The organism is Actinomadura chokoriensis (assembly GCF_039529475.1).
In the GTDB taxonomy this organism is placed as follows: domain Bacteria; phylum Actinomycetota; class Actinomycetes; order Streptosporangiales; family Streptosporangiaceae; genus Spirillospora; species Spirillospora bangladeshensis.
Window position 1 is genome coordinate 415,967 of record NZ_BAAAMW010000001.1, and the last position, 24,972, is coordinate 440,938.

The 24,972-nt window shown below is 71.2% G+C and carries 23 protein-coding genes and 2 riboswitches; of the genes, 12 read left to right on the plus strand and 11 right to left on the minus strand.

Translation table 11 applies throughout. From position 1 onward, the window contains the following. Genes ABFX46_RS01980 through ABFX46_RS02005 form a run of 6 tightly spaced genes read right to left on the minus strand, consistent with a single transcriptional unit; the run spans position 1 to position 6,161 of the window. Entirely contained in the window at positions 1–1,158 is a 1,158-nt protein-coding gene (locus ABFX46_RS01980; RefSeq protein WP_239067804.1) for an MCE family protein, read from the minus strand. Beyond that, positions 1,155–2,213, minus strand: coding sequence for an MCE family protein (locus ABFX46_RS01985; RefSeq protein WP_163062426.1), 1,059 nt, complete (start codon positions 2,211–2,213; stop codon positions 1,155–1,157). The genes ABFX46_RS01980 and ABFX46_RS01985 overlap by 4 nt, the downstream gene beginning before the upstream one ends. Continuing rightward, the gene (locus ABFX46_RS01990) at positions 2,210–3,487 is read right to left on the minus strand and encodes an MCE family protein (protein WP_346039602.1); all 1,278 of its coding nucleotides are present in this window, start codon (positions 3,485–3,487) and stop codon (positions 2,210–2,212) included. Before ABFX46_RS01990 ends, ABFX46_RS01985 begins: the two co-directional genes overlap by 4 nt. A gap of 1 nt (position 3,488) precedes the next feature. Then, positions 3,489–4,325, minus strand: coding sequence for an MlaE family ABC transporter permease (locus tag ABFX46_RS01995; protein WP_346039603.1), 837 nt, complete (start codon positions 4,323–4,325; stop codon positions 3,489–3,491). A 1-nt stretch (position 4,326) separates the two neighbouring features. Next, a complete protein-coding gene (locus ABFX46_RS02000) occupies positions 4,327–5,115 on the minus strand; it encodes an MlaE family ABC transporter permease (RefSeq protein WP_131945016.1) in 789 nt (262 codons plus the stop codon). 59 nt (positions 5,116–5,174) lie between these two features. Next, positions 5,175–6,161, minus strand: a complete 987-nt coding sequence (locus tag ABFX46_RS02005; RefSeq protein ID WP_131945015.1) for an ABC transporter ATP-binding protein — start codon at positions 6,159–6,161, stop codon at positions 5,175–5,177. Positions 6,162–6,647: 486 nt separating this feature from the next. On the opposite strand from ABFX46_RS02005, the gene ABFX46_RS02010 reads away from it, so the two are divergent. Together ABFX46_RS02010 and ABFX46_RS02015 are read left to right on the plus strand one after the other, a co-directional pair. After that, positions 6,648–7,847 (plus strand): PucR-like N-terminal domain-containing protein, encoded by a 1,200-nt coding sequence (locus tag ABFX46_RS02010; RefSeq protein WP_346039604.1) that lies wholly within the window; start codon positions 6,648–6,650, stop codon positions 7,845–7,847. Between the two features lie 117 nt (positions 7,848–7,964). Beyond that, a complete protein-coding gene (locus tag ABFX46_RS02015) occupies positions 7,965–8,612 on the plus strand; it encodes a TetR/AcrR family transcriptional regulator (protein ID WP_346039605.1) in 648 nt (215 codons plus the stop codon). Positions 8,613–8,690: 78 nt separating this feature from the next. On the opposite strand, the gene ABFX46_RS02020 is transcribed toward ABFX46_RS02015, so the two are convergent. Next, positions 8,691–10,154, minus strand: a complete 1,464-nt coding sequence (locus tag ABFX46_RS02020) for a flavin-containing monooxygenase (protein ID WP_346039606.1) — start codon at positions 10,152–10,154, stop codon at positions 8,691–8,693. Between the two features lie 83 nt (positions 10,155–10,237). Between ABFX46_RS02020 and ABFX46_RS02025 the strand changes: the two genes are divergently transcribed. Next, complete coding sequence (locus tag ABFX46_RS02025; protein WP_346039607.1) at positions 10,238–10,897, plus strand: TetR/AcrR family transcriptional regulator; 660 nt, start codon at positions 10,238–10,240, stop codon at positions 10,895–10,897. Here the strand turns inward: ABFX46_RS02025 and ABFX46_RS02030 are convergent. Then, the gene (locus ABFX46_RS02030) at positions 10,845–11,528 is read right to left on the minus strand and encodes a TetR/AcrR family transcriptional regulator (protein ID WP_346039608.1); all 684 of its coding nucleotides are present in this window, start codon (positions 11,526–11,528) and stop codon (positions 10,845–10,847) included. The genes ABFX46_RS02025 and ABFX46_RS02030 overlap by 53 nt on opposite strands. 107 nt (positions 11,529–11,635) lie before the next feature. Between ABFX46_RS02030 and ABFX46_RS02035 the strand changes: the two genes are divergently transcribed. The 3 genes from ABFX46_RS02035 to ABFX46_RS02045 are packed head-to-tail and all read left to right on the plus strand — an operon-like array spanning position 11,636 to position 14,700. Then, on the plus strand, positions 11,636–12,757 hold the full coding sequence (locus ABFX46_RS02035) for a ferritin-like domain-containing protein (RefSeq protein WP_346039609.1): 1,122 nt from the start codon (positions 11,636–11,638) through the stop codon (positions 12,755–12,757). Positions 12,758–12,817: 60 nt separating this feature from the next. Continuing rightward, complete coding sequence (locus tag ABFX46_RS02040; RefSeq protein WP_346039610.1) at positions 12,818–13,681, plus strand: SDR family NAD(P)-dependent oxidoreductase; 864 nt, start codon at positions 12,818–12,820, stop codon at positions 13,679–13,681. Positions 13,682–13,728: 47 nt separating this feature from the next. After that, positions 13,729–14,700: an AurF N-oxygenase family protein gene (locus tag ABFX46_RS02045; protein ID WP_346039611.1), complete on the plus strand. Its 972-nt coding sequence runs from the start codon at positions 13,729–13,731 to the stop codon at positions 14,698–14,700. A gap of 336 nt (positions 14,701–15,036) precedes the next feature. On the opposite strand, the gene ABFX46_RS02050 is transcribed toward ABFX46_RS02045, so the two are convergent. Beyond that, positions 15,037–15,795: a hypothetical protein gene (locus tag ABFX46_RS02050; protein ID WP_346039612.1), complete on the minus strand. Its 759-nt coding sequence runs from the start codon at positions 15,793–15,795 to the stop codon at positions 15,037–15,039. Between the two features lie 93 nt (positions 15,796–15,888). On the opposite strand from ABFX46_RS02050, the gene ABFX46_RS02055 reads away from it, so the two are divergent. Next, positions 15,889–17,415, plus strand: coding sequence for an ATP-dependent DNA ligase (locus tag ABFX46_RS02055; RefSeq protein WP_346039613.1), 1,527 nt, complete (start codon positions 15,889–15,891; stop codon positions 17,413–17,415). A gap of 105 nt (positions 17,416–17,520) precedes the next feature. Here the strand turns inward: ABFX46_RS02055 and ABFX46_RS02060 are convergent, their stop codons facing one another. Continuing rightward, positions 17,521–18,795 carry a hypothetical protein gene (locus ABFX46_RS02060; protein ID WP_346039614.1) on the minus strand — a complete coding sequence of 425 codons (1,275 nt, stop codon included), beginning with the start codon at positions 18,793–18,795 and terminating at the stop codon, positions 17,521–17,523. A gap of 88 nt (positions 18,796–18,883) precedes the next feature. On the opposite strand from ABFX46_RS02060, the gene cds1 reads away from it, so the two are divergent. After that, positions 18,884–19,981 carry an L-cysteine desulfhydrase Cds1 gene (cds1, locus tag ABFX46_RS02065; protein ID WP_346039615.1) on the plus strand — a complete coding sequence of 366 codons (1,098 nt, stop codon included), beginning with the start codon at positions 18,884–18,886 and terminating at the stop codon, positions 19,979–19,981. Here cds1 and ABFX46_RS02070 read toward each other — a convergent pair. After that, entirely contained in the window at positions 19,971–21,272 is a 1,302-nt protein-coding gene (locus tag ABFX46_RS02070; RefSeq protein ID WP_346039616.1) for a M50 family metallopeptidase, read from the minus strand. The genes cds1 and ABFX46_RS02070 overlap by 11 nt on opposite strands. Positions 21,273–21,521: 249 nt before the next feature. Here ABFX46_RS02070 and ABFX46_RS02075 point away from each other — a divergent pair, with 249 nt between their 5' ends. The 4 genes from ABFX46_RS02075 to ABFX46_RS02090 all read left to right on the plus strand — a co-directional run bounded on the left by ABFX46_RS02075 (position 21,522) and on the right by ABFX46_RS02090 (position 24,965). After that, a complete protein-coding gene (locus ABFX46_RS02075; RefSeq protein WP_346039617.1) occupies positions 21,522–21,860 on the plus strand; it encodes a hypothetical protein in 339 nt (112 codons plus the stop codon). A 50-nt stretch (positions 21,861–21,910) separates the two neighbouring features. Beyond that, positions 21,911–22,006, plus strand: a riboswitch (glycine riboswitch). A 4-nt stretch (positions 22,007–22,010) separates the two neighbouring features. Continuing rightward, a riboswitch (glycine riboswitch) is annotated at positions 22,011–22,099 on the plus strand. Between the two features lie 73 nt (positions 22,100–22,172). Continuing rightward, complete coding sequence (gene gcvT / locus ABFX46_RS02080) at positions 22,173–23,309, plus strand: glycine cleavage system aminomethyltransferase GcvT (RefSeq protein ID WP_346039618.1); 1,137 nt, start codon at positions 22,173–22,175, stop codon at positions 23,307–23,309. 13 nt (positions 23,310–23,322) lie between these two features. Beyond that, positions 23,323–23,712, plus strand: coding sequence for a glycine cleavage system protein GcvH (gene gcvH / locus ABFX46_RS02085; RefSeq protein WP_346039619.1), 390 nt, complete (start codon positions 23,323–23,325; stop codon positions 23,710–23,712). Then, positions 23,709–24,965 (plus strand): serine hydroxymethyltransferase, encoded by a 1,257-nt coding sequence (locus ABFX46_RS02090; RefSeq protein WP_346039620.1) that lies wholly within the window; start codon positions 23,709–23,711, stop codon positions 24,963–24,965. Before gcvH ends, ABFX46_RS02090 begins: the two co-directional genes overlap by 4 nt. Positions 24,966–24,972: the final 7 nt, after the last annotated feature.

Here is a 24,972-nt window from a genome sequence, read left to right on the forward strand (position 1 = left end):
TCACCGTCCTCCCGTCAGATGCGGCGGTTCGCAGGCGTTCCCGGTGGGCTTCCACCTGCCGTTCTCCAGGTACTCCTCGGGGACGGTGCCGCACAGGTAGCCGTCCACCCAGCGGCCGTTGCCCATCGAGTTGCCGACGACGCGGACGTACGGGGCGGCCTTCTCCAGGGCGCGGTCGAGGTTCTTCTGATTGCGCTGGAGGACGCCGGTGACCCGCTCCAGGGAGTCGAGCGTCGGGCCGAGCGTGCGGCGGTTGTCGTTGACGAGGCCGACCAGCTCCTGCGCGAGCCGCTGGGTGCCGACCAGCAGCGCGTGGATCGCCTCGCGCCGCCGGCGCAGCTCGCCGAGCAGCAGGTTGCCGTCCTTGAAGAGGGTCTCGAACTGGGCGTTCTGCGCCGCGAGGGTGCCCGACAGCTTCTTGGTCCCGGCGAGGAGCCGGGCCAGTTCGGCGTCCCGCGACGCGATCGTGTTCGACAGTGACGACAGGCCCTGCAGCGCGACCCGGACGCTCGCCGGGGTGTCCTCGAACGTCGTGGAGATCGTCTCCAGGCTCTGCGCGAGCTTGGCGGTGTCGAGGTCCTCGAACGTCCGGCCCAGGTCCTGGAACGCGGTCGTGACGTCGTAGGGCGCCACGGTCCGGTCGAGCGGGATCGGCTCCTTCGGGTTCTGCCTCCGGTAGCCGACCGGGTCGATCTGGAGGTACTTCGACCCCAGCAGCGTTTTGATCATGATGGCGGCGCGGGTCTGGTTCCCGACCCAGGTGTCCTTGACCCGGAACGTGACCTTGACCTTGTCGCCCGCGAGCGAGACGCCCGTGACCTTGCCGACCTTCACGCCGGCGACGCGGACCTCCTGGCCCTCCTTCAACCCGGCGGCCTCGGAGAAGTAGGCGCTGTAGGTCGTCCCGCCGCCGATGACCGGCAGCCGGTCGGCGCGGTAGGCGAGCGTGCCGAGGACGAGCAGGATCACGATGCCGATGACGGCGACCACGATCGGGTTGCGCTCGCGCAGCGGCTTCAGCCGCGGCCGGCCCTTCTTCATCCGCGGCAGGGCGCGCGGCAGGGGTGCACCCGGCCCGCTCGGGGTGGAGCCGCCGCCGGGCGGTCCGGTCGGGGTCGGTCCGCCCGGCGGCGGAGTCGGCGGCGTCGGGGGCGTCATCCGCGGCACCTCGCGTCCTTGATCGGGAGGCCGGTCGGCGGCGGCTCGTTCGTGACGTCGGAACCGGCATAGCTGACGCCGATCAACTTCACCTCGCACTGGTAGAAGTTCATCCACGACCCGTAGGAACCAAGGCGGCCGAAGGTGTCGAGCTTCGCCGGCGTCCGCTGGAGGAAGCGCTCCAGCAGCGGCTCGTCGCGGTCGAGGTTGTCGCTGAGCCGGCCGAGCTGGACGATGTCGTCCTTCAGCGGGTCCCGCGCGACGTGGAGGAGCCCCGCGGTGGCGGTGGTCAGGTCGGCGATCGAGCCGAGCGCTTCGCCGATCGGCTCACGGTCGGCGGCGAGGCCGGAGGTGAACCGGCGCAGCGTGCCGATCAGGTCGACGAGCTGCTCATCCCGCCCGTTGACGGTCTGCACGACGCTGTCGAGATTCGTGATGACCTGGCCGATCACCTTGTCCTTGGCGGCGAGCGTGGTCGTCAGCTGCCCGACGGTGCGCAGCAGGCTCTCGATGGTGCCGCCCTCTCCCTGGAGCACCTTCACGATCGACTCGGAGAGCTTGTTGGCGTCCCCGGGCGACAGCGCCTGCATCAGCGGCTGGAAGCCCTGGAACAGCTGGGTGAGGTTGAGCGTCCCGGCCGTGTGCTCGACCGGGATCGTCCCGCCGGGCTTCAGCACCTGTCCCGGCGAGCCGGTGCCCTGGCCGAGCGCGATGTACCGGCCGCCGACCAGGTTCAGGTACTTGACGGCGGCGGTCGCCGACGCGGGGATCTGCCGGTCCCTGTCGACGGAGAACTTCACCCGGGCCAGCCGCCGGTCGCTGACCTTGATCTCCTCGACCTGGCCGACCTCGACGCCCGCGATCCGCACCCCGTGCCCCGGATGCAGCCCGGCCACGTCGGTGAACTTGGCGTAGTAGGTGACGCGGTCTCCGCTCGTCGCGCCGGTGATGCTGGACGCCAGCAGCGCCGTCGCCAGCACCGTCACCACGATGAAGATCAGCGAGCTGACGAGCGGGAACCCCAGGCCCTTGATCCCTTGTCCGGTGAGCCTCACTTGACCGTCACCTCCGTGCCCCGGTAGATCGGCCCGACCAGCACGCTGGACCAGTCGGGCAGTTCCTCGGGGACTTCATCGAGCGCCGGCCCGGCGAGTTCGTTGACCAGGTCGTTCTCGGACGCGGAGTTCGCCGGGCCGAGACCGCCCCCGGCCGCGCCCGCCTTGCCGGGGACCCCGCCCGCCGGCAGCACGCGCACCCCGTCGCCGGACGCCAGGTAGGGCACGCTCGGGCAGCGGGGCCCGTCGCCGCCGTCATAGCGGGGCGCATCCTTGCCCGGCACGTAGCGGCCCTTGGAGGGGATGGACACGATCACGCCGTGGACGCCGTGCCGGTCGGTGCCCTTGCCGAGGACCTTGTCCATCTTCGGGACGAAGTCGGCGAACGTGCGGAACGTGCAGGGCGCGGCCGGCGCGTAGCGGCGCATCAGCTCCAGGCTCCCGCGGCTCGCCGACGCCAGCTCGATGATGTTGCCGGAGTTGGCGCGCAGGAAGTCCTCCAGGTCCGCGGACGACTTCGACACCGCGTCGTACAGGCTCGCGAGGGCGAGGCGCTGCTCGGCGATCGTCCGGCTGGTCACCGTGAAGTCGGTGAGCGCCTGGAGCAGGTCGGGCGCCGCGTCGGACGCGTGCTGGGTGAACTTCGCGAGTTCCTCCAGGTTGCGGGTGAGCGCCGGTACCTCGGGGTTGAGCCTGCGCAGGAACGCGTCGAGCTGCTCGAAGTTGCGGCCGATCTGGTCGCCGCGCCCCTCCAGTGCTCGCGACATGGCGTTCAGCGTCGCCGACAGCTTCGCGGGCTGGATCGTGTTCAGCAGGTCCATCGTGTGGTTCAGGACCTCCGACAGCTCCACCGCGTTCTGGCTGCGGTCCTCGGAGATAACGTCGCCGTCGGCGATCGGCCGGCCCGCCGACCCCGGCGGCGGGACGAGCGAGACGAACCGGGCGCCGAACACCGTCGTCGGCAGCAGCCGCGCCTGGACGTCCGCCGGGATCCGGTCGGTCATCCCCGGTTTCAGCGCCAGCTCCATCTTCGCGCCGGACCCGTCCGCCTTGATGGAGCGGACCTCGCCGACCACGACGCCGCGGACCTTCACGTCCGCCATCGGATGCATCTCGTGCCCCGCCGTCGAGGTCCGCAGCGTCACCATCGTCGCGTCGGTGAACTGCTTGTCGTAGATCGCGATCGACAGCCAGATCAGCAGCGCCGGGACGAGCAGGAACGCCACCCCGGTGAGCCGCTGCCCGACCACGTGCCGGGTCCTGCGTTTCGCCATGTCAGCCCGTCACCTTCACCGTCGTCGTGGCGCCCCAGATGGCGAGGCTGGCGAAGAAGTCCGTCACGCTGATCAGCACGATCGCGGTGCGGACCGCGCGGCCGACGGCGACGCCCACGCCGGCGGGGCCGCCGACCGCGCGGTAGCCGTAATAGCAGTGCGCGAGCACCACCATCACGCTGAAGATCAGTACCTTGGCGAACGAGAGCAGCACGTCCTCGGGGGCGAGGAAGATGTTGAAGTAGTGGTCGTAGGTGCCGGCCGACTGCCCGTTGAACCACAGCGTCACCTGTCTGGACGCCAGGTAGGAGCTGAGCAGCCCGATGCCGTACAGCGGAATGATCGCGACCGTGCCCGCGATGATCCGGGTCGTGACGAGGTAGGGCACCGACTGGATGCCCATGCCCTCCAGCGCGTCGATCTCCTCGTTGATCCGCATCGCGCCGAGCTGCGCGGTGAACCCGGCGCCGACCGTGGCCGACAGCGCGAGCCCGGCCACCAGCGGCGCGATCTCACGGGTGTTGAAGTACGCCGACACGAACCCGGTGAACGCCGCCGACCCGATCTGGTCGAGCGCGGCGTAACCGGACAGGCCGACGACGACGCCGGTGAAGACCGTCATGCCGATCATGACGCCGACGGTGCCGCCGATGACGGCGAGCGCGCCGCTGCCGAACGCGACCTCGCCGAGCAGCCGCAGCGACTCGCGCAGGTAGCGGCGCAGCGCGCGCGGCGTCCACAGCAGCGCCCGGACGTAGAAGCCGAGCTGGTCGCCGGGCTGGTCCAGCCAGGAGACCAGCTTCACCGGCCGGAGGCGGCGAGCCCCGGGGACCGCCATGTCACGCTCCCTTCGGGGGGACGACCTGCAGGTAGATGGCGGTCAGCACGAGGTTCACGAAGAACAGCATCAGGAACGTGATGACCACCGACTGGTTGACCGCGTCCCCGACGCCCTTCGGGCCGGAGCTCGGGTTCAGACCGCGGTAGGCGGCCACGACCCCGGCGATGAACCCGAAGATCAGCGCCTTGAGCTCGCCGATGTAGAGGTCGGGCAGCTGCGCGAGCGCGGAGAACGAGGCGAGGTAGGCGCCGGGCGTCCCGTCCTGCATCGCCACGTTGAAGAAGTAGCCGCCGGCGACGCCGACGACGGAGACCAGTCCGTTCAGCAGCACCGCGACCGCCATGCAGGCGAGGACGCGGGGGACGACGAGGCGCTGGATGGGCGAGACGCCCATCACCTCCATCGCGTCCATCTCCTCGCGGATCGTCCGGGAGCCGAGGTCGGCGCAGATCGCCGACCCGGCCGCGCCGGAGATCAGCAGCGCCACGATCAGCGGGCTCGCCTGCTGCACCACCGCGAGGACGCTGGCGCCGCCGGTGAGCGACTGCGCGCCGAGCTGCTTGGCCAGCGACCCGACCTGGAGCGAGATGACCGCGCCGAACGGGATCGACACGAGCGCCGTCGGCAGGATCGCGACCGAGGCGATGAACCAGAACTGCTGGATCAGCTCGCGGACCTGGAACGGGCGCCGGAACGACAGCGCCAGCACGGTCCCGGCGAGCGCGAACAGCCGCCCGGTCTGGCGCAGCGCGCCGGCGCCGGGGACGGCGGCGTCAGGTGCGGCCACGCGCGTCTCCTTCCGCTCGCTCGGGCACGCGCGCGTCGCCGCGCCGTGCGGTCGGGGCCTCAGTTCGCATCGGCGCTGCCCTCCTGCATGTTCCTGCGGTTGGCGTAGATCGCCTGCTGGGCCTGGTAGGAGAGCCGCGGCATCATCGCGTCGACCGCCATCGCGTGCCGCCGCTCGGCCTGCCGGGGCGGTGTGCCGGGGGTCGGGCGCAGCTGCGGCGGGATCTCCAGGGTGCGGTGCGTGCGGGCCGGGGCCGCGGCCTCGGCGGCGAGCAGCGCGGCGTCCTTCTCCTCCGACATGCCGATGGGGCCGTGGGTGTCGCCGTGCAGGAACTGCAGGACGGCCGGCTCCTCGCTGGTCAGCAGCGCCTCGCGCGGGCCGAACGCGACGAGGTCGCGGCGGTACAGCATGCCGATGTTGTCGGGGACGGTCGCGGCGATGTCGATGTTGTGGGTGACGATCAGCATCGTCGCGTCGATCCGCGCGTTGACGTCGATGAGCAGCTGCGAGATGTGCGCGGTGCGGACGGGGTCCAGGCCGGAGTCGGGCTCGTCGCACAGGATGATCTCGGGGTCGAGGACGAGCGCGCGGGCGAGGCCGGCGCGCTTGCGCATGCCGCCGGAGATCTGGCCGGGCAGCTTGCGCTCCTCGCCGCCGAGGCCGACCATCTCCATCCGCTCCAGCACGATCCGCCGGATCTCCGACTCCTTCTTCTTGGTGTGCTCGCGCAGCGGGAACGCGATGTTGTCGAAGAGGGTCAGGGAGCCGAACAGGGCGCCGTCCTGGAACATCAGCCCGAACCGCTTGCGGGCCTCGAAGACCTCGCGGTCGCGGTCGTTGACCATGTCGATGCCGTCGATCATGACCCGGCCCTCCTCGGGCTTCAGCAGGCCGACCAGCGACTTGAGGAACACCGTCTTGCCGGTCCCGGACGGCCCGAGCAGCACGCTCACCTCGCCCGGGGGGAGGGTGAGGGTGACGTCCCGCCAGATCGTCTGCCGGCCGAATACCTTCGTGAGCCCCTCGACGACGACTTCAATTCCCAACGACACCACGCTCGCAAAAATAAGGAGGTTGCGAGGACGCTACGGCGCAATAGACGCGGCGTTCAATAGCCTGCACGAACTTATTGGCACAATCCGGTAAATGGCGGCCGGAATTTGTCACCGGCTTAGTGTTCGATCTCGCCCGATCCGTCGCCGGTGATTACCAGCGGGTAGGATGGCGGGGGGACGCCGGGGGCGGCCCGGCGGCACGGAGCCCCGGCGGGCGCGGGGTTTGTCACCCGTCCAGCAACCGAACGGCGTTCTTGTCACATCGCGCGCAAAACCGCGCGGTCTCTCGTCCGATCGAACGGGAAGCCCTTGCCAGCCGCGACTGGCGAACTTATGTTCGCGGTGTCCCCGATCCCGCCCCGGATGTTGCTTCCCGCCCGGCGCAACCCATCCGGCGCCACCGTCCCCGGCGGCGGCGCCCGGGCATCCGGCCGGCCTGATGCGGAGGTTTGGTTTCACATGGTGCAGGCTTTGGAATTGTCCGGACACGAAACGAGTCAGACCGGCTTCCAGGATTTCCTCGACCTGCTGCGCGCGGAACTGGGCGATGTCACGCAGGAGGTCGTCACCGAGATCAAACGCAACATCCCGGAGTACGACCGGCCCGACCCGACCTACGACCAGACCCTCCAGCTCTGCACCGACATCCTGCTGCCGACCTTCCTGGACTGGGTCACCGACCCGGCCTCCTGCACCGCGCAGCGCGACGAGACCTGCCGGACCCTCGGCCGCTTCGAGGCCTTAGAGGGCCGCAGCCTCGACCACCTCCAGGCCGCGGCCCGGATCGCCTTCCACGTCGCGTGGCGCCGGACGGCCGTCCTCGCCGAGCGCGAGCACGTCCCCACCTCCGTCGTGGCCGCCGCCGTCGACGCCATGCTCGTCTACCTGGAGGAGGCCGTCGCCCAGGCGCGGCTCGGCTACCAGCAGGCCACCGGGCACGCCGACGTGCGGCGCCGCGAGGAGCGGCGCCGGCTGCTGCACCTGATCCTGCAGCGGCCCGCCGTCGTCCCCGAGGCGATCGAGGACCTCGCCAAGTCCGCCGGCTGGTGGCCGCTGCCCGCCGAGGCCACCCTCATCGCCATCGCGGCCGACGCGCCGTGCACGCGCTCGGCGCTGGACGCCGACGTCCTGGCCGACTTCGACTCGGCGGAGCCGTGCGTGCTCGTCCCGGGACCGCTCACCGCGGACCGGCGGACGATGCTGCGCGCCGCCCTGTCCGACGCCAGCTGCGTGCTCGGGCTGACCCTGCCGCTGGAACGGGCCACCCACTCGCTGCGCTGGGCGCGCAGCGTCCTCGGCCTCGCCGAGGAGGGCATCATCCCGGACGGCTCGCTCATCCCCTGCCAGGACCACCTGATGACCATGTGGCTGCTGTCGGACCCGCCGCTGGTCGAGGAGCTCACCCGGCGGCATCTGGAGCCGCTGCGGGACGTCTCCGACGGCCAGCGCAAGCGCCTCGTGGAGACGCTCGCCGAGTCCGTCACCACCCGCGCGACCGCGGTCGACATCGGCGAGCGGCTCAAGATCCACCCGCAGACCGTCCGGTACCGGCTCCGCCAGCTGGAGGGGTACCTCGGCGACAGCCTGGAGGACGCCGACACCCGGTTCTCCCTCGACGCGACCCTGCGCGCCGCGAGCCTGTACCGCCGCCGGCGGCTCGGCCGCCGGAAGGGCTGACCCCAGGCGGGGCGCACCTTCCGCAGGGGGCCGGTGGGGTTCAGGTCACACGGGACGGCATGGACCGTTATCCTGACGTTCTGGTTACCGGTTCCTTACGGGAAGTCGAAGGAGTCCATGCCGACGTCGACCTGGTTCCGCCTCAACGTCGCCAAGCGCGAACGGGTGCTCGAAGTCGCGATGCGCGAGTTCGGGGAGCACGGGTACTCGACGGGCAGCCTGAACACGATCGCGCGCGAGGCCGGGATCGCCAAGGGCTCGCTGTTCCAGTACTTCAGCGACAAGCTGGAGTTCTTCGCGTTCGTGGTCGACGAGGCGTCCCGGCGCGTCCGCGAGGAGATGGAGCGCCGGATCGCGCGCATCGACTTCGACCAGTCCTTCGACGAGTGGCTGTTCGACGTCCTGTGCGACTGGACCGAGTACATGGCCGACCACCCGCTGGAGCGCGGCGTCACCGCGGCGACGAACTTCGAGCTCGACAACAGCGTCCGGTCGGTGGTGCGCGACACCGCGAACCAGCACTACCTGCAGGTCATCCACCCGACGCTGGAGCTGTGGAAGGCGGAGGGCGCCATCCGCGAGGACGCCGACCTCGCCGTCCTCGCCACCTGGCTGATGACCCTGCTGCCGTTCCTGGCGCTCGCCCCGTACTACGACGGCCTCGACCCGATCCACGACCTGCGCGGCCGCAGCCCGGCCGAGCAGCGGCCCGTGATCCGGCAGCTCGTCGCGGGCTTCCGGCCCATGTTCGCGCCCGAGAAGTAGCGGCACCCGAGCCGCCGCCGCGCGGCCCGTCCGGGACACCGCGCGGCGCCCCGGACGGTCGTCCGCTCAGCGGGCGGATCAGCGGGTGATGACGTACTCGGCCGGGTCGGCCTTGCGGGAGCCGGCCCAGAACTCGAAAGTGTGGCCCGGCCACAGGGTGCGGTTGACACCCTGGTCGTCCAGGTACCAGCTGCTGCAGCCGCCCTCGTTCCAGACGGCGCGGCGCAACCGCTTCTGCATGCGGTCGTTGAAGCGGCGCGACGCCTCCGGCTTCGGCTCGATCGCGTCGGCGCCCGCGTCCTGCAGGAGGCGCAGGCAGCTCAGCACGTGCCGGATCTGCACCTCGATCATGAAGACGACGGAGTTGTGGCCGAGGCCGGTGTTCGGGCCGAGCAGCATGAAGAAGTTCGGCATGCCGGGGACGGTGGTGCCGTGGTGCGCCTCGATGCCGTCCGCCCAGATCTCCTGCAGCTTGGTGCCGCCCCGGCCGGTCACGCGCAGCTCGTTGAGCGCGTCGGTCACCTTGAAGCCGGTGCCGTAGATGATGCAGTCGACCTCGTACTCGCGGCCGTCGGCCGTGACGATCGAGTTCTCCCGGACCTCCGCGACCGCGGACGTCTCCAGGTGCACGTTCGGGCGGGTCAGCGCCGGATAGTAGTCGTTGGACAGCAGGATCCGCTTGCAGCCGATCGTGTAGTCGGGCGTCACCTTCGCGCGCAGCTCGGGGTCGGCGATCTGCTTCTGGATGTGCCGGCGGGCGATCTGCTCCTGCGGGGTCGACAGCCGCGGGTCGATGGTGAAGCCGACGGCGCGCGCCTCCAGCGCCCAGTAGATGCCGTTGCGGAACGCGCGGGCGGCGCCCGGCACCCGCTTAAACGCCGTGCGCACCGGGGCGGGGATCGGCAGGTCGGGCTTCGGCTGGATCCACGGCGCCGTCCGCTGGAAGACGACGAGGTCGGCGGCCTGCTTCGCGACCTGCGGGACGAACTGGATCGCGGACGCGCCCGTCCCGATGACGGCGACGCGCTTGCCCGCGAGGTCGTAGGAGTGGTCCCACTCGGCGGAGTGGAACGCGGTGCCCTGGAACCGCTCCATGCCCGGCAGGTCCGGGAAGGACGGGACGTGCAGGGCGCCGATGCCGGACACGATGGCCTTCGGGGTGAGGACGGCGCCGTCCGCGAGCGCCACGTTCCAGCGCCTGGCGTCGTCGTCGTACTCCATCGACTCGACCCGCGCGCCGAAGCGGATGTGCTCGCGCACCCGGTACTTGTCGGCCGTCCGCTCCATGTAGGCGCGGATCTCCGGCTGCGGCGCGAACATCCGCGACCAGCCGGGGTTCAGCTCGAACGAGAACGAGTACATGTGCGACGGGACGTCGCAGGCGCACCCGGGGTAGGTGTTGTCGTGCCACGTCCCGCCGAGCGCCTCGCTCTTCTCCAGCACGACGAAGTCGTGGAAGCCGTTCTGCTTGAGCCTGATCGCCATGCCGAGGCCGGCGAAGCCGGAACCGATGATGACGATCGCCGGGGCACGCTCGCTCATAACCCATCCTCTCGCGTAACCTACTCGGGGTAAGTTACCTGGAGTAGGTTACTGACGGTAGGTCCAACAGAGAGGTTTCCCCTGTGAGTGCCGCCACACCGCACCCTCCACGCCGCAAGCGGATGTCCCGGGCGGCGCGCGAGCAGCAGATGCTGGACGTGGCGGAGGCGGTGTTCGGCGAGCGCGGCTACCAGGCCACCTCGATGGACGAGATCGCCGAGCGCTGCGGGGTCTCCAAGCCGATGCTCTACGAGTACTTCGGCTCCAAGGACGGCCTGCTCGTGGCCTGCGTGAGCCGGTCCAAGGCGGAGCTGCTCGACGTGACGCAGAAGGCCATGGCGGGCGCCACCGACCCCGAGGACATCCTCTGGCGCGGCATGGTCGCCTACTTCTCCTTCATCGACTCCCACGGCGACTCGTTCTCGATGCTGCTGCGCGAGCCGACGGCCGCGTCCCCGGAGACCGCCGAGGCCGTCGAGGCGACCCGGCGGCAGCAGAGCGAGCTGATCGCGGGGGTGCTGGCGACGTTCGCGCCGTCCGCGCCCGCCGACGCGATCGAGGCGTACACGCAGATCATCATGGGGGCGAGCGAGCGGATGGCGCTGTGGCTGACCAGCCGTCCGGACGTGTCGGCCGAGGACGCGGCCCGGCACATGACCGACTTCTGCCGGCGCGGCCTCAGCCCCTACCTCACTCCGGCTCCGCCGCCGATCGGCGAGGAAGCGCCTCCAGAGCTGAGATGAGCAGGTCGAGGCCGAACTCGAAGTCGCTCTCGGGGTCGTGCGCGGCCAGTTCGGGGCCGTAGGCGATGACATGCCGGAACTCGTCGGGGTCGAGGTTGTTCCACGACTCGACGCCGGTCTCCTCCAGGTGCCCGAGCATCTGCTCCATGCCGGCCTCGCGCATCTGGGCGCCGATCGCGTAGGCGAGCAGCGCGCGCATGATGCGGACGGCCGTCGCCGCGTCGAACCCGGCGGCGTCCGCGAGCGCGAGCGCCCGCTCCATCGGCCGCAGGCCCGCCGCCGTGTCGACCTTGTGGGTGAGGACGATCGTCATGCAGCGCGGGTAGTCGTGCGCGACCTTGCGGAACGCGCGGACGAGGGCGCGCGCGCCCTCCTGCCACGACTGGGCGGGGTCGGCGTCCAGCTCCAAACCCGCGACGACCCGGTCGGCGACGCCCTCCAGCAGCGCGGTCTTGTTCGGGACGTGGTTGTAGAGCGACATCACGGCGACGTCCAGCTCGGCCGCGACGCGGCGCATCGACAGCGCCTCGGCGCTCTCCCGCTCGATCAGCGCGACCGCGGCCTGCACGATGCGGTCCCGGGTCAGCGCCGGGCGCGGGGTGTCGGCCGGACGCGGTGTGTCGGAGGCCACCCGCCGCTCCTCTCTGCGTCGTTGACACCGGTAAGTGTCCCATGACACCGTACGTACATCGTACGTTAGACGTACAGCGTACGTTCGCGCTTCGGGGAGGAGTGCCCATGTCGACCCACGACCTCTACACCGACCCCGTCCCGTCCGAGACCTGGAACGTGCCGATGGCCGGAGACGCCAGGTTCACCTGGGAGTACGACGACGGCCGCGACCGGCTCCTCGCCCTGTACCAGAAGGGCAAGGACAAGCAGTGGGACTCCGTCAAGCGCATCGACTGGGATCTCGAGGTCGACCCGCACGACGTCCTCGGCGTCCCCGACCAGTCCCTCGCCATCTACGGGACGAAGTACTGGGACATGCTGTCGGAGAAGGAGCGCGGCGAACTGCGGCGGCACTCCACGTCCTGGCAGTTCTCGCAGTTCGTGCACGGCGAGCAGGGCGCCATGGTCACCGCCGCGCGGATCGTGGAGTCGGTCCCCGACCTCGACTCCAAGTTCTACTCCGCCACCCAGACGATGGACGAGGCGCGGCACGTCGAGCTGTTCACCCGGTTCCTGCACGAGAAGGTCGGGATGGTCTACCCGATCAACACCAAGCTGCAGGACCTGCTGAACGAGACCCTCACCGACTCCCGCTGGGACATGCCCTACCTCGGCATGCAGGTGCTCATCGAGGGCCTCGCGCTCGCCGCGTTCGGCGTCATCCGCGACATCACGACCAAGCCGCTGCCGAAGCAGATCCTCGCCTACGTCATGCAGGACGAGGCCCGGCACGTCGCGTTCGGCCGCCTGGCGCTGCGCGACTACTACAAGCAGCTGTCCCCGGCCGAACTCCGCGAGCGCGAGGACTTCGTCATCGAGGGCTGCTACCTGATGCGCGACCGCATCCGCGGCCGGGAGATCTGGACCAACTTCGGGATCGACCCGAAGGAGGTCGACGAGATGGTGGAGAACTCCCCGTACATGCGGATGTTCCAGAGCCTTCTGTTCAGCCGGATCGTCCCGTGCGTGAAGGACATCGGGCTGTGGAGCGAGCGGATCCAGCAGGTCTACGACGACATGGGCGTCCTCGACATGTCCAAGGCCGACCTGGAGGCGCTCATGAACCAGGACGAGGAGATCGCCGAGAAGCTCGACAGCGAGCGGTTCGCCGCCGAGGAGGCCGCCCGCAAGGCCGAGGTGGACGCGGTCATCGCCGACGCCGCCATCGCCGACGCGGCCGCGGGCTGACTGAGTACGTTTGGATCACTCGGTCCTCGATCACTCGGTCCGCACACCTCGGAGGTCTGGATGCCACTCGCGCATTTCGATGGAGCGCTCGCCGTCGTCACCGGAGCCGGCAGCGGGATCGGCCGCGCCATCACGCTCGCCCTGGCCGGGAGCGGGGCGAGCGTCATCGCCGCCGACATCGACCTGCCCGCCGCCGAGCGCACCGCCGCCCGCGCCAAGGCGGTCGGCGCCGGCGGCACCGCCTACCGGGTGGACGTGTCCGACGCCGCCGCGATGGAGGCGTTCGCCGCCGAGGTGAAGGAGGCGCACCGCGTCCCCGACATCGTCGTCAACAACGCCGGGATCGCGGTCGCGGGCTCCTTCCTCGACACCGAGCTGGACGACTGGCACCGGGTCGTCGACGTCAACCTGTGGGGCGTCATCCACGGCTCGCGCCTGTTCGGCAAGCAGATGCGCGACCGCGTCCAGGCCCTGCCCAACAAGCCCGACAAGCCGAACTTCGGCGGCCACATCGTCAACATCGCCTCCGCGTCGGCGTTCGCGCCGTGGCGGGTGATGCCCGCGTACTGCACGACGAAGGCCGCCGTCCTGATGCTGAGCGAATGCCTGCGCGCCGAACTGGCCGGCTCCCGCATCGGCGTCACCGCCGTCTGCCCCGGTTTCGTCAGCACGGACCTGGTCAGGAACGGCAGTTTCGCCGACGGGAGCACCGGGTCCCCGGAGAGGCTGAAGCAGCGCGGCCAGAAGGCCATCCAGCTCCGCAACTACCCGCCGGAGAAGGTCGCCGAGCGGGTCGTCGACGCCATCGTCAAGAACAAGGCCGTGGTCCCGGTCAACTTCGAGGGCCACCTGCTGCACGCGCTGTCGCGCGTGTCCCCCGCCACCGTCCGCCTCCTGGCCAGAATCCCCGCCCCCCAGGGCTGACGCCCGCGCCGGGCGCGGCCCCCGACACTCTCCGAGGTGAAGGATCCATGCCCCCCGATGTGCTGCTGCCCGACGGCCGTCCGCGTACCTGGACGGCGCGGATCAGGTGCAAGGACGGCGACCACACGCTGGAGCTGACGCATCGGGAGGTGGTGGCCGAGCGGCTGCTGCGCACGTCCCGCAAGCACTCCTTCGACCCGGACGTGGACGTCGACTGGGACGCCCCGCAGGACCCGGACGCGTTCTACATGCCGCCGCAGCTCGTGTCGGTCTACGAGACGCCGCTGTGGGACGCGCTGACGCACCGGCAGCGGGTCGAGCTGACCAAGCGGGAGATGTGCAGCATCGCCTCGTTCGGCATCTGGTCGGAGATGCTGCTCATGCAGTCGCTGGTGATGCACGCCTACCGGCACCGCTACGACAGCGACCACGTGGCGTACGCGCTGACCGAGATCGCCGACGAGTGCCGGCACTCGAAGATGTTCGGCCGGATGGTGCGGACGTGCGGGCTGCGCACGCACCGGCCGCGGGCGCTGGAGTACCACTTCGCGAAGCTGTTCGGGGCCGTCTACGACCCGATGCCGATGTTCGCGGGCACGCTCGTCGTCGAGGAGTTCACCGACGCGTTCCAGCGGCTGACGTTCCCGGACGAGGACGTGCAGCCGATGATCCGGCAGGTCACCCGGATCCACGTGATCGAGGAGGCGCGGCACATCAAGTACGCGCGCGAGGAGCTGAAGCGGCTCGTCGCGAACGCGCCGGCGTTCCAGCGGCGGGCGGCGGCCTACGGCATGGCGCAGGCGACGCGGCTGATGGCCACGCAGGTGATCCACCCGTCCTGCTACACGGCGGTGGGGCTCGACCCGAAGCTCGCGCGGCGGGTCGCGGCGCGCAGCCCGCACCGGCGGGCGACGATGGCGTGGGCGTTCCGCAAGTGCACCGCGTTCTTCGACGAGGTCGGCTTCCTGGACGGGCGGGCCCGTGACGTGTGGGTCCGCTCGGGTCTACTGGAGGCGTGACACGTTCCGCCCGGCGGCCATTTATCTCGATGTCGAAAGGCTTTTTAGAAAGCAGTTCGGTAATGCGCGCATTGGTTCGGCCGCCGGCACGCAAAGGGCCGCGGAGCGGGGGTCCACTCCGCGGCCCATCGGGGGTACATGTGCGCCTGCCTGGGACTATCTCACCCAGGACACTCCAACCGATTGCACGGTCACGACGTCGCCTCCTCCTCCCAGGCGTTACCAGTACGCCGATCGGTTGCCTGGCGCGGGAGCATGATCGGCATACCGCCTCCCCTTTACCGAATCACCTTAGAAGGTGCTGACAGAAAATATGCCATGATCGGCCGAATCAGGTCAGAAATCATTTAGCGCGGTGAAGACTTCGCGCGCGGCGGCGGTCGCCGTGGCGAGGATCGCCCGCTCCCGCTCCGCCCCCCGCGCCTTCGGCGGCGCCTGCTCGCTGTAGCTGACCGTGAAGACCGCGTTGCGGACCCGGGCCGTGACCTGCCCGACCACGGTCGGCTGCCCCTCGTCCGCCTTGAACCAGCGGTACGCCTCGTCCCCGACGCCGCCCGCGCGCTCCAGCGCGATCGTCCGGACGAGCGGCGCGTCGTGCGCCTGCGCCCACTGCGCGTCGTAGTAGCTCTCGGCGTCCCGGACGGGCGTCGCGGTGTAGGCGGGCGCGTACAGCCGCGCCTCCACCCGCAGCCAGCGGAACGCCGACCCGGTCGAGGAGTACGTGCACGTGGTGAGCGTCGAGTTCGCGCTCTGCCGCTTCGCCGCCTTCGGGACCGCCTTCGCCACGGTGCCCTCCGACACCGTCCCGCACGGCGGCGGCAGGGCCGTGACGATCCGCTGCGCGGGCTCGGACGCCCTCGGCGCGGTGTGCCGGGGCTCCACGGAGGCCCGGTCGGTGCCGCCGCCGCGGCCCGGCGCCACCAGGAACACCGCGACCGCGGCCGCGGCGAACGCGGCGGCCGCCACGAGCAGCGCGACCAGCCGCCTCGGCCGGCGCCCCGGAGACGGCGGCTCCGGCCCGGCGTACGGCCGGTGGAACGGTTCGACCGGACGCTGCAGCCCCACGTCCCGCTCCTCACTCCCCCGTCGCGTCATGGCCCGCCTCCCGTCAACGTAGTCAGGCGCGCCGCCGCTGACCAGGCCCCCCTGACGGTGCTGATTGTCAGACCTCCGGGTCACTATGGAGGGGTGCTGATCGCTGACATCGCGCGGACGTCGGGGGCGGTGGCGGGCACCTCGGGCCGGAAGGCCAAGGTAACCGCGCTCGCGGAATGCCTGCGCCGCGCCGACGCCGACGAGGCCGCCATCGTCGTCGCCTACCTGTCGGGTGAGCTGCCGCAACGCCAGATCGGGGTCGGGTACGCCGCGTTGCGGGACGTCCCGCCGCCCGCCGCCGGGCCGTCGCTGACCGTCCACGAGGTGGACGCGGCGTTCACCGAGATCGGCGCGGTGTCCGGGCCCGGCTCGGTGGCCCGCCGCCGCGAACTCGTCGCCGATGTCATGGGCCGAGCTACTCGTCCCGAGCAGGATTTCCTCATCAGGCTCCTCGCGAGCGAACTGCGCCAAGGCGCGCTGGACGGCGTCATGGCCGAGGCGATCGCGGCCGCCGCCGAGGTGAAGCCCGCCGAGGTGCGCCGGGCGTTCATGCTCCGCGGCTCGCTGGGGCCGGTCGCCACGGCCGCCCTCGCCGACGGCGTCGCCGGCCTGCGCGCCTTCACGCTGGAGGTCGGCCGCCCGATCAAGCCCATGCTGGCCGCGTCGGCACCGTCCGTCGACGACGCGTTCGCCAAGCTCAAGGCGGAGGCCGCGGTCGAGTGGAAGCTCGACGGCATCCGCGCGCAGGTGCACGTCTCGGGCGATGAGGTCCGCGTCTTCACCCGCACCCTCGACGAGATCACCTCCCGCCTCCCGGAGGTGGTGGAGGCCGTCCGGCGGCTGCCCGTCCGCGAGGCGGTCTTCGACGGCGAACTCATCGCCCTGCGTCCGGACGGTCGTCCCCACCCCTTCCAGGTGACCGCCGCCCGCACCGCGACGCGCACGGCGAAGAACACCGAACCGGTGTCGCTGAGCGTGTACCTGTTCGACGTCCTGTACCTGGACGGGGCCGATCTGCTCGACGCGCCGGGGGCGGAGCGGAACGCGGCGCTGGCGCGGGTCGTGCCGGAGGAGCTGCGCATGCCCCGGGTGGTCACGGGCGATCCCGTGCGGGCCAAGGAGGTGTTCGACGAGGCCGTCGCGCGGGGGCACGAAGGCGTCGTGATCAAGTCGCTCGACACGCCCTACACGGCCGGGCGGCGGGGCGCGGGGTGGATCAAGGTGAAGCCCCGGCACACGCTCGACCTCGTCGTGCTCGCCGTGGAGTGGGGGCACGGGCGGCGGCGGGGGCTGCTGTCCAACCTGCACCTCGGCGCGCGCGATCCCGAGACGGGCGGGTTCGTGATGCTCGGCAAGACGTTCAAGGGCCTCACCGACGAGCTGCTCGCCTGGCAGACCGAGAAGCTCCGCGCACTGGCCGTCCGCGAGGACGACTGGACGGTGCACGTCCGGCCCGAGCTCGTCGTGGAGATCGCGTTCGACGGCGTCCAGCACAGCCCCCGCTACCCCGGCGGCATCGCCCTGCGGTTCGCGCGCGTGCTCCGCTACCGCCCCGACAAGTCCGCGAGTGAAGCCGACACGATCGACACCGTCCGCGCCGTCGCCCCCGTCATGGACTAGGCCGCGACGACGCGGTCAGGCGATGCGAACGCCCTCCGGTCGGGCCGGTCGGCCGGTGCCGGCGGGCTCTCCGTCCGGACGTGGCGGCGGGCGGTGCGGCCGGGGTCAGGGAGGGTCTTCGTTCGCGCTCGGGGGCTTCTCGCCGAGGGGGGCCGCTTCGGGCGGCGGAGGGGGCGGCGGGCTGGGCGGCAGGCGGCCGCCGGGGCGGAAGCCGGAGGGGAACCTGTCCCGGGGGCGGCTCGCCCGCCGGGCGGCGGCGCGGGCGCGCATGCGGGACGCGGCCCGGCCGGTCACCCGCGGCGACGGGGTCCGGGCGCCCGGCTGGCGCCGGCCGGCGCGCTCGTCCGTGCGTGCGCGCTCGTCCGTGCGTGCGGGGTCGTCCGTGCGGCCGGGGGCCTCGTTCCGCGCGGTCGCGGCCGCGGCGGGCGTCGCGGCGCGGCGGGCGGCCCGGCGGGCGGCGCGGCGCGCGGCGCGCCGTTCCGCGCGGGCGGCGGCCGTGCGCTCGTCGCGGACCAGGGCGCGGCGCTCCGCGCGGGCGGCGGCGCGGCGCTCGGCGCGCTCGAGGCGGCGGAGGCGGGCGAGGCGGGCGCGCTCGGCGGCGTCGGCGCGGCGCTGCAGCAGTTCGGGCGGGATGAGGTCGTGGCGTCCCGCGATGAACTCCTGCACCCAGATCTTGCCGCGGATCAGCGGCCGGCGGAACTGCCGCTCCCGCCGGACGGCGCGCTGGTGGCGGCGCGAGTCCTCGGGGTAGCGCCAGCGCGCCCACGGGGAGCCTGGGCGCGCCACCCGGATCGCGCCGACGATCAGGAGGGCGGGCATGAACAGGCCGATCAGGCCCGTCCAGATCTTGCCCTTGAGCAGGGTGATCACCGCGAAGACCAGGTTGACGACGAGGGACACCACGTAGACACGGGTCAGGATGCCCGTGCCGGGGTCGGGCGCGATGCCCTCGTAGCCGAGCGGGCGGATGCCGAGCAGCAGCAGCCCCGTCACCGCGATCGCGACGAACACCGCGTCGACGGACGCGCGGCCCTTCTCCGTCCAGTAGACGTCGCTGAGATGCAGGATCAGCGCGAACTCGTCCAGGACGAGCGCGGAGCCCATGCCGAACACGACGGCGGCGGCGACGCTGAGGCCGGTGTAGGCGTCCGGGACGGCGAGGCTCCCGACCCCGCCCGCCAGCATCAGCACCACGCCGAACACGACATGGTGGATGTGCAGGTCGCCGACCGTCACGTTGCTGAACCACCAGCGCACGTCCGCCCGGATCAGCCGCACGTTGACCCGCGTCAGCATGAACGTCACCAGGAACGCGACGAAGAAGCCGAACAGCGGAAGCCGCCCGGTCGCCAGGATCCGCTCGTCGAACATCTCGATCATCTGCCCCCCGCTGCCTCCATGATGCACCGTGACATGCGCGGATATCGTTGGACCCGGCCGATCAACGACGATCGAGGAGAACATCACCGTGAGCCGCACCGTGGACCGCTGCGACCCGGGCTACCGGGCGTGGATCGCCGAGGCGATCCGGCTGGTCGACGCCGACGCCAACCGCAGCGCGGACACGCACCTGCACGTGTTCCCGCTGCCGCCGGAGTGGGGCATCGACCTGTACCTGAAGGACGAGTCCGTCCACCCGACGGGTTCGCTGAAGCACCGGCTCGCGCGGTCGCTGTTCCTGTACGGGCTGGCCAACGGCTGGATACGGCAGGACACGACGATCATCGAGGCGTCCAGCGGGTCCACGGCGGTGTCGGAGGCGTACTTCGCGCGGCTGCTCGGCCTGCCCTTCACCGCGGTGATGCCCGCCTCGACCAGTCCGGAGAAGATCCAGCTGATCGAGTTCTACGGGGGCCGCTGCCACCTGGTGGACGACCCGTCCGCGATCTACGACGAGTCGCGGCGGCTCGCGGCCGAGTGCGGCGGGCACTTCATGGACCAGTTCACCTACGCCGAGCGCGCGACGGACTGGCGCGGCAACAACAACATCGCCGAGTCGATCTTCGAGCAGATGCGGCTGGAGCGGTTCCCCGAGCCGTCCTGGATCGTGGTCGGCGCGGGCACCGGCGGGACGTCCGCGACGATCGGCCGGTACGCGCGCTACCAGCGGTTCCAGACGCGGCTCGCGGTCGTCGACCCGGAGGGCTCGGCGTTCCACGGCTCGTTCGCCGACGGCGACCCGGAGCGGACGGCGGCGGGCTCGCGGATCGAGGGCATCGGCCGGCCCCGCGTCGAGCCGTCGTTCCTGCCGACGGTCATCGACCGGATGATCCGGGTGCCGGACGCGGCGTCCATCGCGGCGATGCGCTGGACGAGCGCGGTCAGCGGCCGCAACGTCGGCGGCTCGACCGGCACCAACATGTGGGGCGCGGCGGAGCTGATCGCGGAGATGCGGGCGCGCGGCGAGCGCGGCAGCGTCGTCACGCTGATCTGCGACGGCGGCGAGCGCTACGCCGGCACCTACGGGTCGGACGCGTGGCTCGGCGGGCAGGGCCTCGACATAGCGCCCTTCCTGGCCGCGCTGGACGGCTTCCTGAAGACGGGCGAGATGCCCGCTATCCCGTGACCGTGACCGGGTTCACCAGGTCGGCGTAGATCAGCAGGCCGCCCATGACGATCAGCACGACCGCCATCACGTACGTCACCGGGAGCGCCTTGGCGACGTCCACGTAGCCGGGGTCGGGCCTGCGGAAGACCTTGGCGAACGCCTTCTTGACCGCCTCCAGCAGGGCGCCGGCGATGTGGCCGCCGTCCAGCGGCAGCAGCGGGATGAGGTTGAACAGCCCGACCGCGAGGTTCAGCGACCCGAGCAGCATGACGAAGAACGACACCTTCTCGGCGGCGGTGTAGTCCTGGGAGGCGGCGACCTCGCCGCCGATCCGGCTGACGCCGACGACGCCGACCGGGCCGTTCGGGTCGCGCTTCTCATCGCTGAACGCGGCGTTCCAGACGCCGACCATCTTCTGCGGCATCCGCACCAGCGCGCCCGTGGTGCGCGCGGTCAGGTCGACCATCGTGCTCGCGACCGCGCCCGGGCCCTGCCGCTCCATCGCCTGGATCGGGGTGATGCCGAGGAACCCGACGTTGACCACCTTGTCGTGGTCCTTGAGGTCGTACATCTGGTTGCGGGTGATCGGGACGTTCAGCTTCACGTCCTGCCCACCGCGCTCGACGGTCATCGGGACCGTCCTGCCGCCGTTGTCGCGGATCAGGACCTGCAGCTTCTCGTAGTCGCCGTCGATCTTCCTGCCGTCGAACGCCACGATCCGGTCGCCGGCCTTGAGCCCGGCCTGCGCGGCCGGCGTCGGCTTCGCGTCCTTCGGGCACTCCGTCGTCTGGGACTGGCTGGCGGGCACCATGCATTCGAGGACCTCGCCGATGACCGGCTGCGACCGCATCGTGCCGATCCCCATCAGCAGGATCGCGAAGAACATCACCGAGAGCACCAGGTTCATCGCCGGGCCGCCGAACATGATGAGCAGCTTCTGCCACCACTTCTTGGCGTAGAAGACGCGGTCCTCGTCGCCGGGGCGGATCTCCTCCAGTGCGGCGCCGCGCGCCGACTCGATGAGGCCCTGCCACGGACCGGTGCTGATCTGCCGGACCTGCCCGGGGGCGTCGCCCTTGCGCGGCGGCAGCATCCCGATCATGCGGATGTAGCCGCCGAGCGGGATCCACTTGACGCCGTACTCGGTCTCGCCCTTGCGCTTGGACCACATGGTCGGGCCGAAGCCGACCATGAACTGGGTCGTCCGCACCTTGAAGAGCTTGGCGAAGGAGAAGTGGCCGAGCTCGTGCAGCGCGATGGACACCAGCAGGCCGAAGAACAGGATCAGCATCCCTGCCAGGTAGACCATCCGGCAATGCCCCTCAGCTCGGTGCACCCGCGCTCACCGCGGGTGATCTCGATGACCAAAACAGAGTACGCGAACGGCCCCGGTTCGGTTGAAGTCAACGCGTGGACGCGGCATCCCGGGCGCCTGCGAGCCCCCTTTGAGGCAGGGTGCTAAATCGTGCGCGCGTCATTGGCACGTGCCTGAATAGCCGGGCACCGCCCCACCCGCGCATCATGGGCCGATCTCACCCCCTGAGCACGGAGGTCCCCTGTGAAGCGCGGTCACGTAGGCGTGCTGGTGCTCGTGCTGGCGCTGAGCGGATGCGGCGGCTCCGACGGCGGGGACGCGGGCGCGTCGCCGCCGCCCTCACCGGCCGCCTCAGCACCGGCCTCGGCGCCGCCCGGCACGGCGCCCGGCAATACCGCCGCGACGCCGGTGCCCGAGGTGTCGCGGGCGACCGAGAGGTTCAACAACTGCATGCACGAGCAGGGGGTCGAGCTGCCGAGCCCGAACCCGTCGACCACGCCCGACAAGCAGGACCTCGAAAAGATCAAGGCGGCCCTGCGGGCGTGCGTGAAGTCGATGTCGGCGTCGCCGCCGGCGGGCTGACGGAGGGTGGTCGCAGGGCGGGGGCCGCTGCTAGATTGGCGGCCAGCCGACGACCCCGTGCGGGAGAGTCCCACGCAGCCGGTGTGGGACGCCGAAGGAGCAAATCCTCCCCGGAACCTCTCAGGCCCACGGACCGCACGGGTCAGGCGACCTCTGGAAAGCGGGGACCCGGTCCCCCGCCGAAGGTGAAAACCCGCCGCCCGGCGGCGGGTGAAGCTCTCAGGCGCAGATGACAGAGGGGGAGGCACCGCGACGCCCGGTGCGCGAGTGGGACGATGGACCACGCGCGCCCGCGACGAAGGAGCCGAACCGATGTCCGCCGACCCGTCCGCCGACCCGAAGACCACGCCGCTGCACGACGTCCACCGGGACCTCGGCGCGACCATGGTCGACTTCGCCGGGTACCTGATGCCGCTGCGCTACAAGAGCGAGACCGCCGAGCACGAGGCCGTCCGCACCGGCGCGGGGCTGTTCGACCTGTCGCACATGGGAGAGATCTTCCTGTCCGGGCCGGGCGCCGGTGCCGCGCTCGACTACGCGCTGGTCGGGAACCTGTCCTCGATGCCGGTCGGCAAGGCCCGCTACACGATGATCTGCGCGCCCGACGGTGGCGTCCTCGACGACCTGATCGTCTACCGGCTCGCCGACCGGGGGGTGGCGGGGCGTAGCCATGGGGGCGAAACACAGACCTTCATGGTCGTCGCGAACGCGGCGAACACCGCCGTCGTCCGGGACGCGCTGGTCGAGCGGGCCGCCGGCTACGAGGCCGCCGTCGACGACCGCACCGACGCCTACGGGCTGATCGCCCTGCAGGGCCCCCGCGCCCAGGAGATCCTCGAAGGCTTCACCGACGCGCCGGTCGCCGACCTCAAGTACTACGCCGTCCTCGCCGAACGCGTCGCGGGCGTCGACACCCTGATCGCCCGCACCGGCTACACGGGCGAGGACGGCTTCGAGCTCTTCGCGGACGCCTCCGACACCGCCGCGCTGTGGCGCGCGTTCGCCGCCGTGGACGGGGTCGTCCCGGCGGGGCTCGCAGCGCGCGACTCGCTGCGCCTCGAAGCGGGCATGCCGCTGTACGGCAACGAGCTGACCGCCGAGACGACGCCGTTCGAGGCGGGCCTCGGCCGGGTCGTGAAGCTGGACAAGGCCGTCGATTTCGTGGGCAAGACCACCCTGGCGGCGCAGGCGCAGACCCCGCCGGGCCGTAGGCTCGTGGGGCTGGTCGCGCGCGGGCGTCGCGCGCCGCGGAAGGGGTACCAGGTCGTCACGTCCGGCGGCACGCCGTGCGGGATCGTGACGAGCGGCGCCCCTTCCCCCACACTGGGCAGGCCGATCGCCCTGGCCTACCTCGACAGCGGCGTCGAGGACACGTCCCTGGCCGTGGACGTCCGCGGCCGCCCCGAGCCGGTGGACGTGGTCGACCTGCCCTTCTACAAGCGTTCCTGAAAGAGAGAGAATCGTGAGCGTTCCGGAGCAGCTCCGCTACAGCGAAGAGCACGAGTGGGTGTCCGGCCTCGGCGGCGAGGACGGCATCGTCACCGTCGGCATCACCGCGCACGCCGCCGACGCCCTCGGAGAGATCGTCTACCTCGAGTTGCAGCCGTCGGAGGGCGACACCGTCGAGGCGGGCGAGCCGTGCGGCGAGGTCGAGTCCACCAAGTCGGTCAGCGACCTGTACTCCCCGGTCAGCGGCGAGATCACCGCGATCAACGCCGCCGTGGTGGACGAGCCGAAGGTCATCAACGACGACCCGTACGGCGAGGGCTGGATCTTCAAGGTGCGGATCTCCGACGAGCCGGGCGACCTGCTCGACTCGGCCGCCTACGAGAAGCTGATCGAGGAAGCATGAGCCTCTACGACTCCCTCGCGACGGCCGACCCGGAGGTCGCCGAGGCCGTCGCCGCGGAGCTGCGCCGCCAGCAGTCCACGCTGGAGATGATCGCGTCGGAGAACTTCGCGCCGGTCTCGGTGCTGGAGGCGCAGGGCTCCGTCCTGACGAACAAGTACGCCGAGGGGTACCCGGGCAAGCGGTACTACGGCGGCTGCGAGTACGTCGACGTCACCGAGCAGCTCGCCATCGACCGGGCGAAGTCGCTGTTCGGCGCCGAGCACGCGAACGTCCAGCCGCACAGCGGCGCGCAGGCCAACACGGCGGTGTACTTCGCGCTGCTGCAGCACGGCGACACGATCCTCGGGCTCGACCTCGCGCACGGCGGCCACCTCACGCACGGGATGCGGCTGAACTACTCCGGCAAGACGCTGAACGTGGTCCCGTACCACGTCCGCGCGGAGGACGGCCTGGTCGACATGGACGAGGTCGCCTCGCTCGCGGCCGAGCACCGTCCGAAGATGATCGTGGCGGGCTGGTCGGCGTACCCGCGGCAGCTCGACTTCGCGGCGTTCCGGGAGATCGCCGACTCGGTCGGGGCGCTGCTCATGGTCGACATGGCGCACTTCGCGGGCCTGGTCGCGGCGGGGCTGCACCCGTCGCCCGTCCCGTACGCCGACATCGTCACCACGACCACGCACAAGACGCTCGGCGGGCCGCGCGGCGGGCTGATCCTCGCCCGCGAGGAGTACGGCAAGAAGATCAACTCGGCGGTGTTCCCCGGCATGCAGGGCGGCCCGCTGGAGCACGTGATCGCCGCCAAGGCCGTCGCTCTGAAGATCGCCGCGTCGGAGGAGTTCCGGGCCCGGCAGGCGCTCACCGTGGAGGGCGCGAAGCTGCTCGCGGAGCGGCTCCTCGCCGAGGACTCGGCCAAGGCCGGCGTGAAGGTCCTCACCGGCGGGACGGACGTCCACCTCGTCCTGGTCGACCTGGTCGACTCCGAGCTCACCGGGCGCGACGCCGAGGACCGCCTGCACGACATCGGCATCACGGTGAACCGGAACGCGGTGCCGAACGACCCGCGCCCGCCGATGGTCACCTCCGGCCTGCGGATCGGCACCCCGGCCCTCGCCACCCGCGGCTTCACCGCCGAGGACTTCGCCGAGGTCGCCGACGTCATCGCGCTGGCGCTGCAGCCGTCCTTCGACCGGGACGCCCTGTCGGCCCGGGTGAAGGCCCTGGCGGACAAGCACCCCCTTTATCCGAACCTGTGACGTCTCC

What these genes read in the sequence shown, in the direction of transcription:
- ABFX46_RS02015 (WP_346039605.1), top strand. Translation starts at nt 7,965, where the DNA reads ATGCCGACGTCGACCTGGTTCCGCCTCAACGTCGCCAAGCGCGAACGG.
- ABFX46_RS02090 (WP_346039620.1), top strand. Translation starts at nt 23,709, where the DNA reads ATGAGCCTCTACGACTCCCTCGCGACGGCCGACCCGGAGGTCGCCGAG.
- gcvT (WP_346039618.1), top strand. Translation starts at nt 22,173, where the DNA reads ATGTCCGCCGACCCGTCCGCCGACCCGAAGACCACGCCGCTGCACGAC.
- ABFX46_RS02060 (WP_346039614.1), bottom strand. Translation starts at nt 18,795, where the DNA reads ATGATCGAGATGTTCGACGAGCGGATCCTGGCGACCGGGCGGCTTCCG.
- ABFX46_RS02035 (WP_346039609.1), top strand. Translation starts at nt 11,636, where the DNA reads ATGTCGACCCACGACCTCTACACCGACCCCGTCCCGTCCGAGACCTGG.
- ABFX46_RS02045 (WP_346039611.1), top strand. Translation starts at nt 13,729, where the DNA reads ATGCCCCCCGATGTGCTGCTGCCCGACGGCCGTCCGCGTACCTGGACG.
- ABFX46_RS01980 (WP_239067804.1), bottom strand. Translation starts at nt 1,158, where the DNA reads ATGACGCCCCCGACGCCGCCGACTCCGCCGCCGGGCGGACCGACCCCG.
- ABFX46_RS01995 (WP_346039603.1), bottom strand. Translation starts at nt 4,325, where the DNA reads ATGGCGGTCCCCGGGGCTCGCCGCCTCCGGCCGGTGAAGCTGGTCTCC.
- ABFX46_RS01990 (WP_346039602.1), bottom strand. Translation starts at nt 3,487, where the DNA reads ATGGCGAAACGCAGGACCCGGCACGTGGTCGGGCAGCGGCTCACCGGG.
- ABFX46_RS02070 (WP_346039616.1), bottom strand. Translation starts at nt 21,272, where the DNA reads ATGGTCTACCTGGCAGGGATGCTGATCCTGTTCTTCGGCCTGCTGGTG.
- ABFX46_RS02020 (WP_346039606.1), bottom strand. Translation starts at nt 10,154, where the DNA reads ATGAGCGAGCGTGCCCCGGCGATCGTCATCATCGGTTCCGGCTTCGCC.
- ABFX46_RS02040 (WP_346039610.1), top strand. Translation starts at nt 12,818, where the DNA reads ATGCCACTCGCGCATTTCGATGGAGCGCTCGCCGTCGTCACCGGAGCC.
- ABFX46_RS02050 (WP_346039612.1), bottom strand. Translation starts at nt 15,795, where the DNA reads ATGACGCGACGGGGGAGTGAGGAGCGGGACGTGGGGCTGCAGCGTCCG.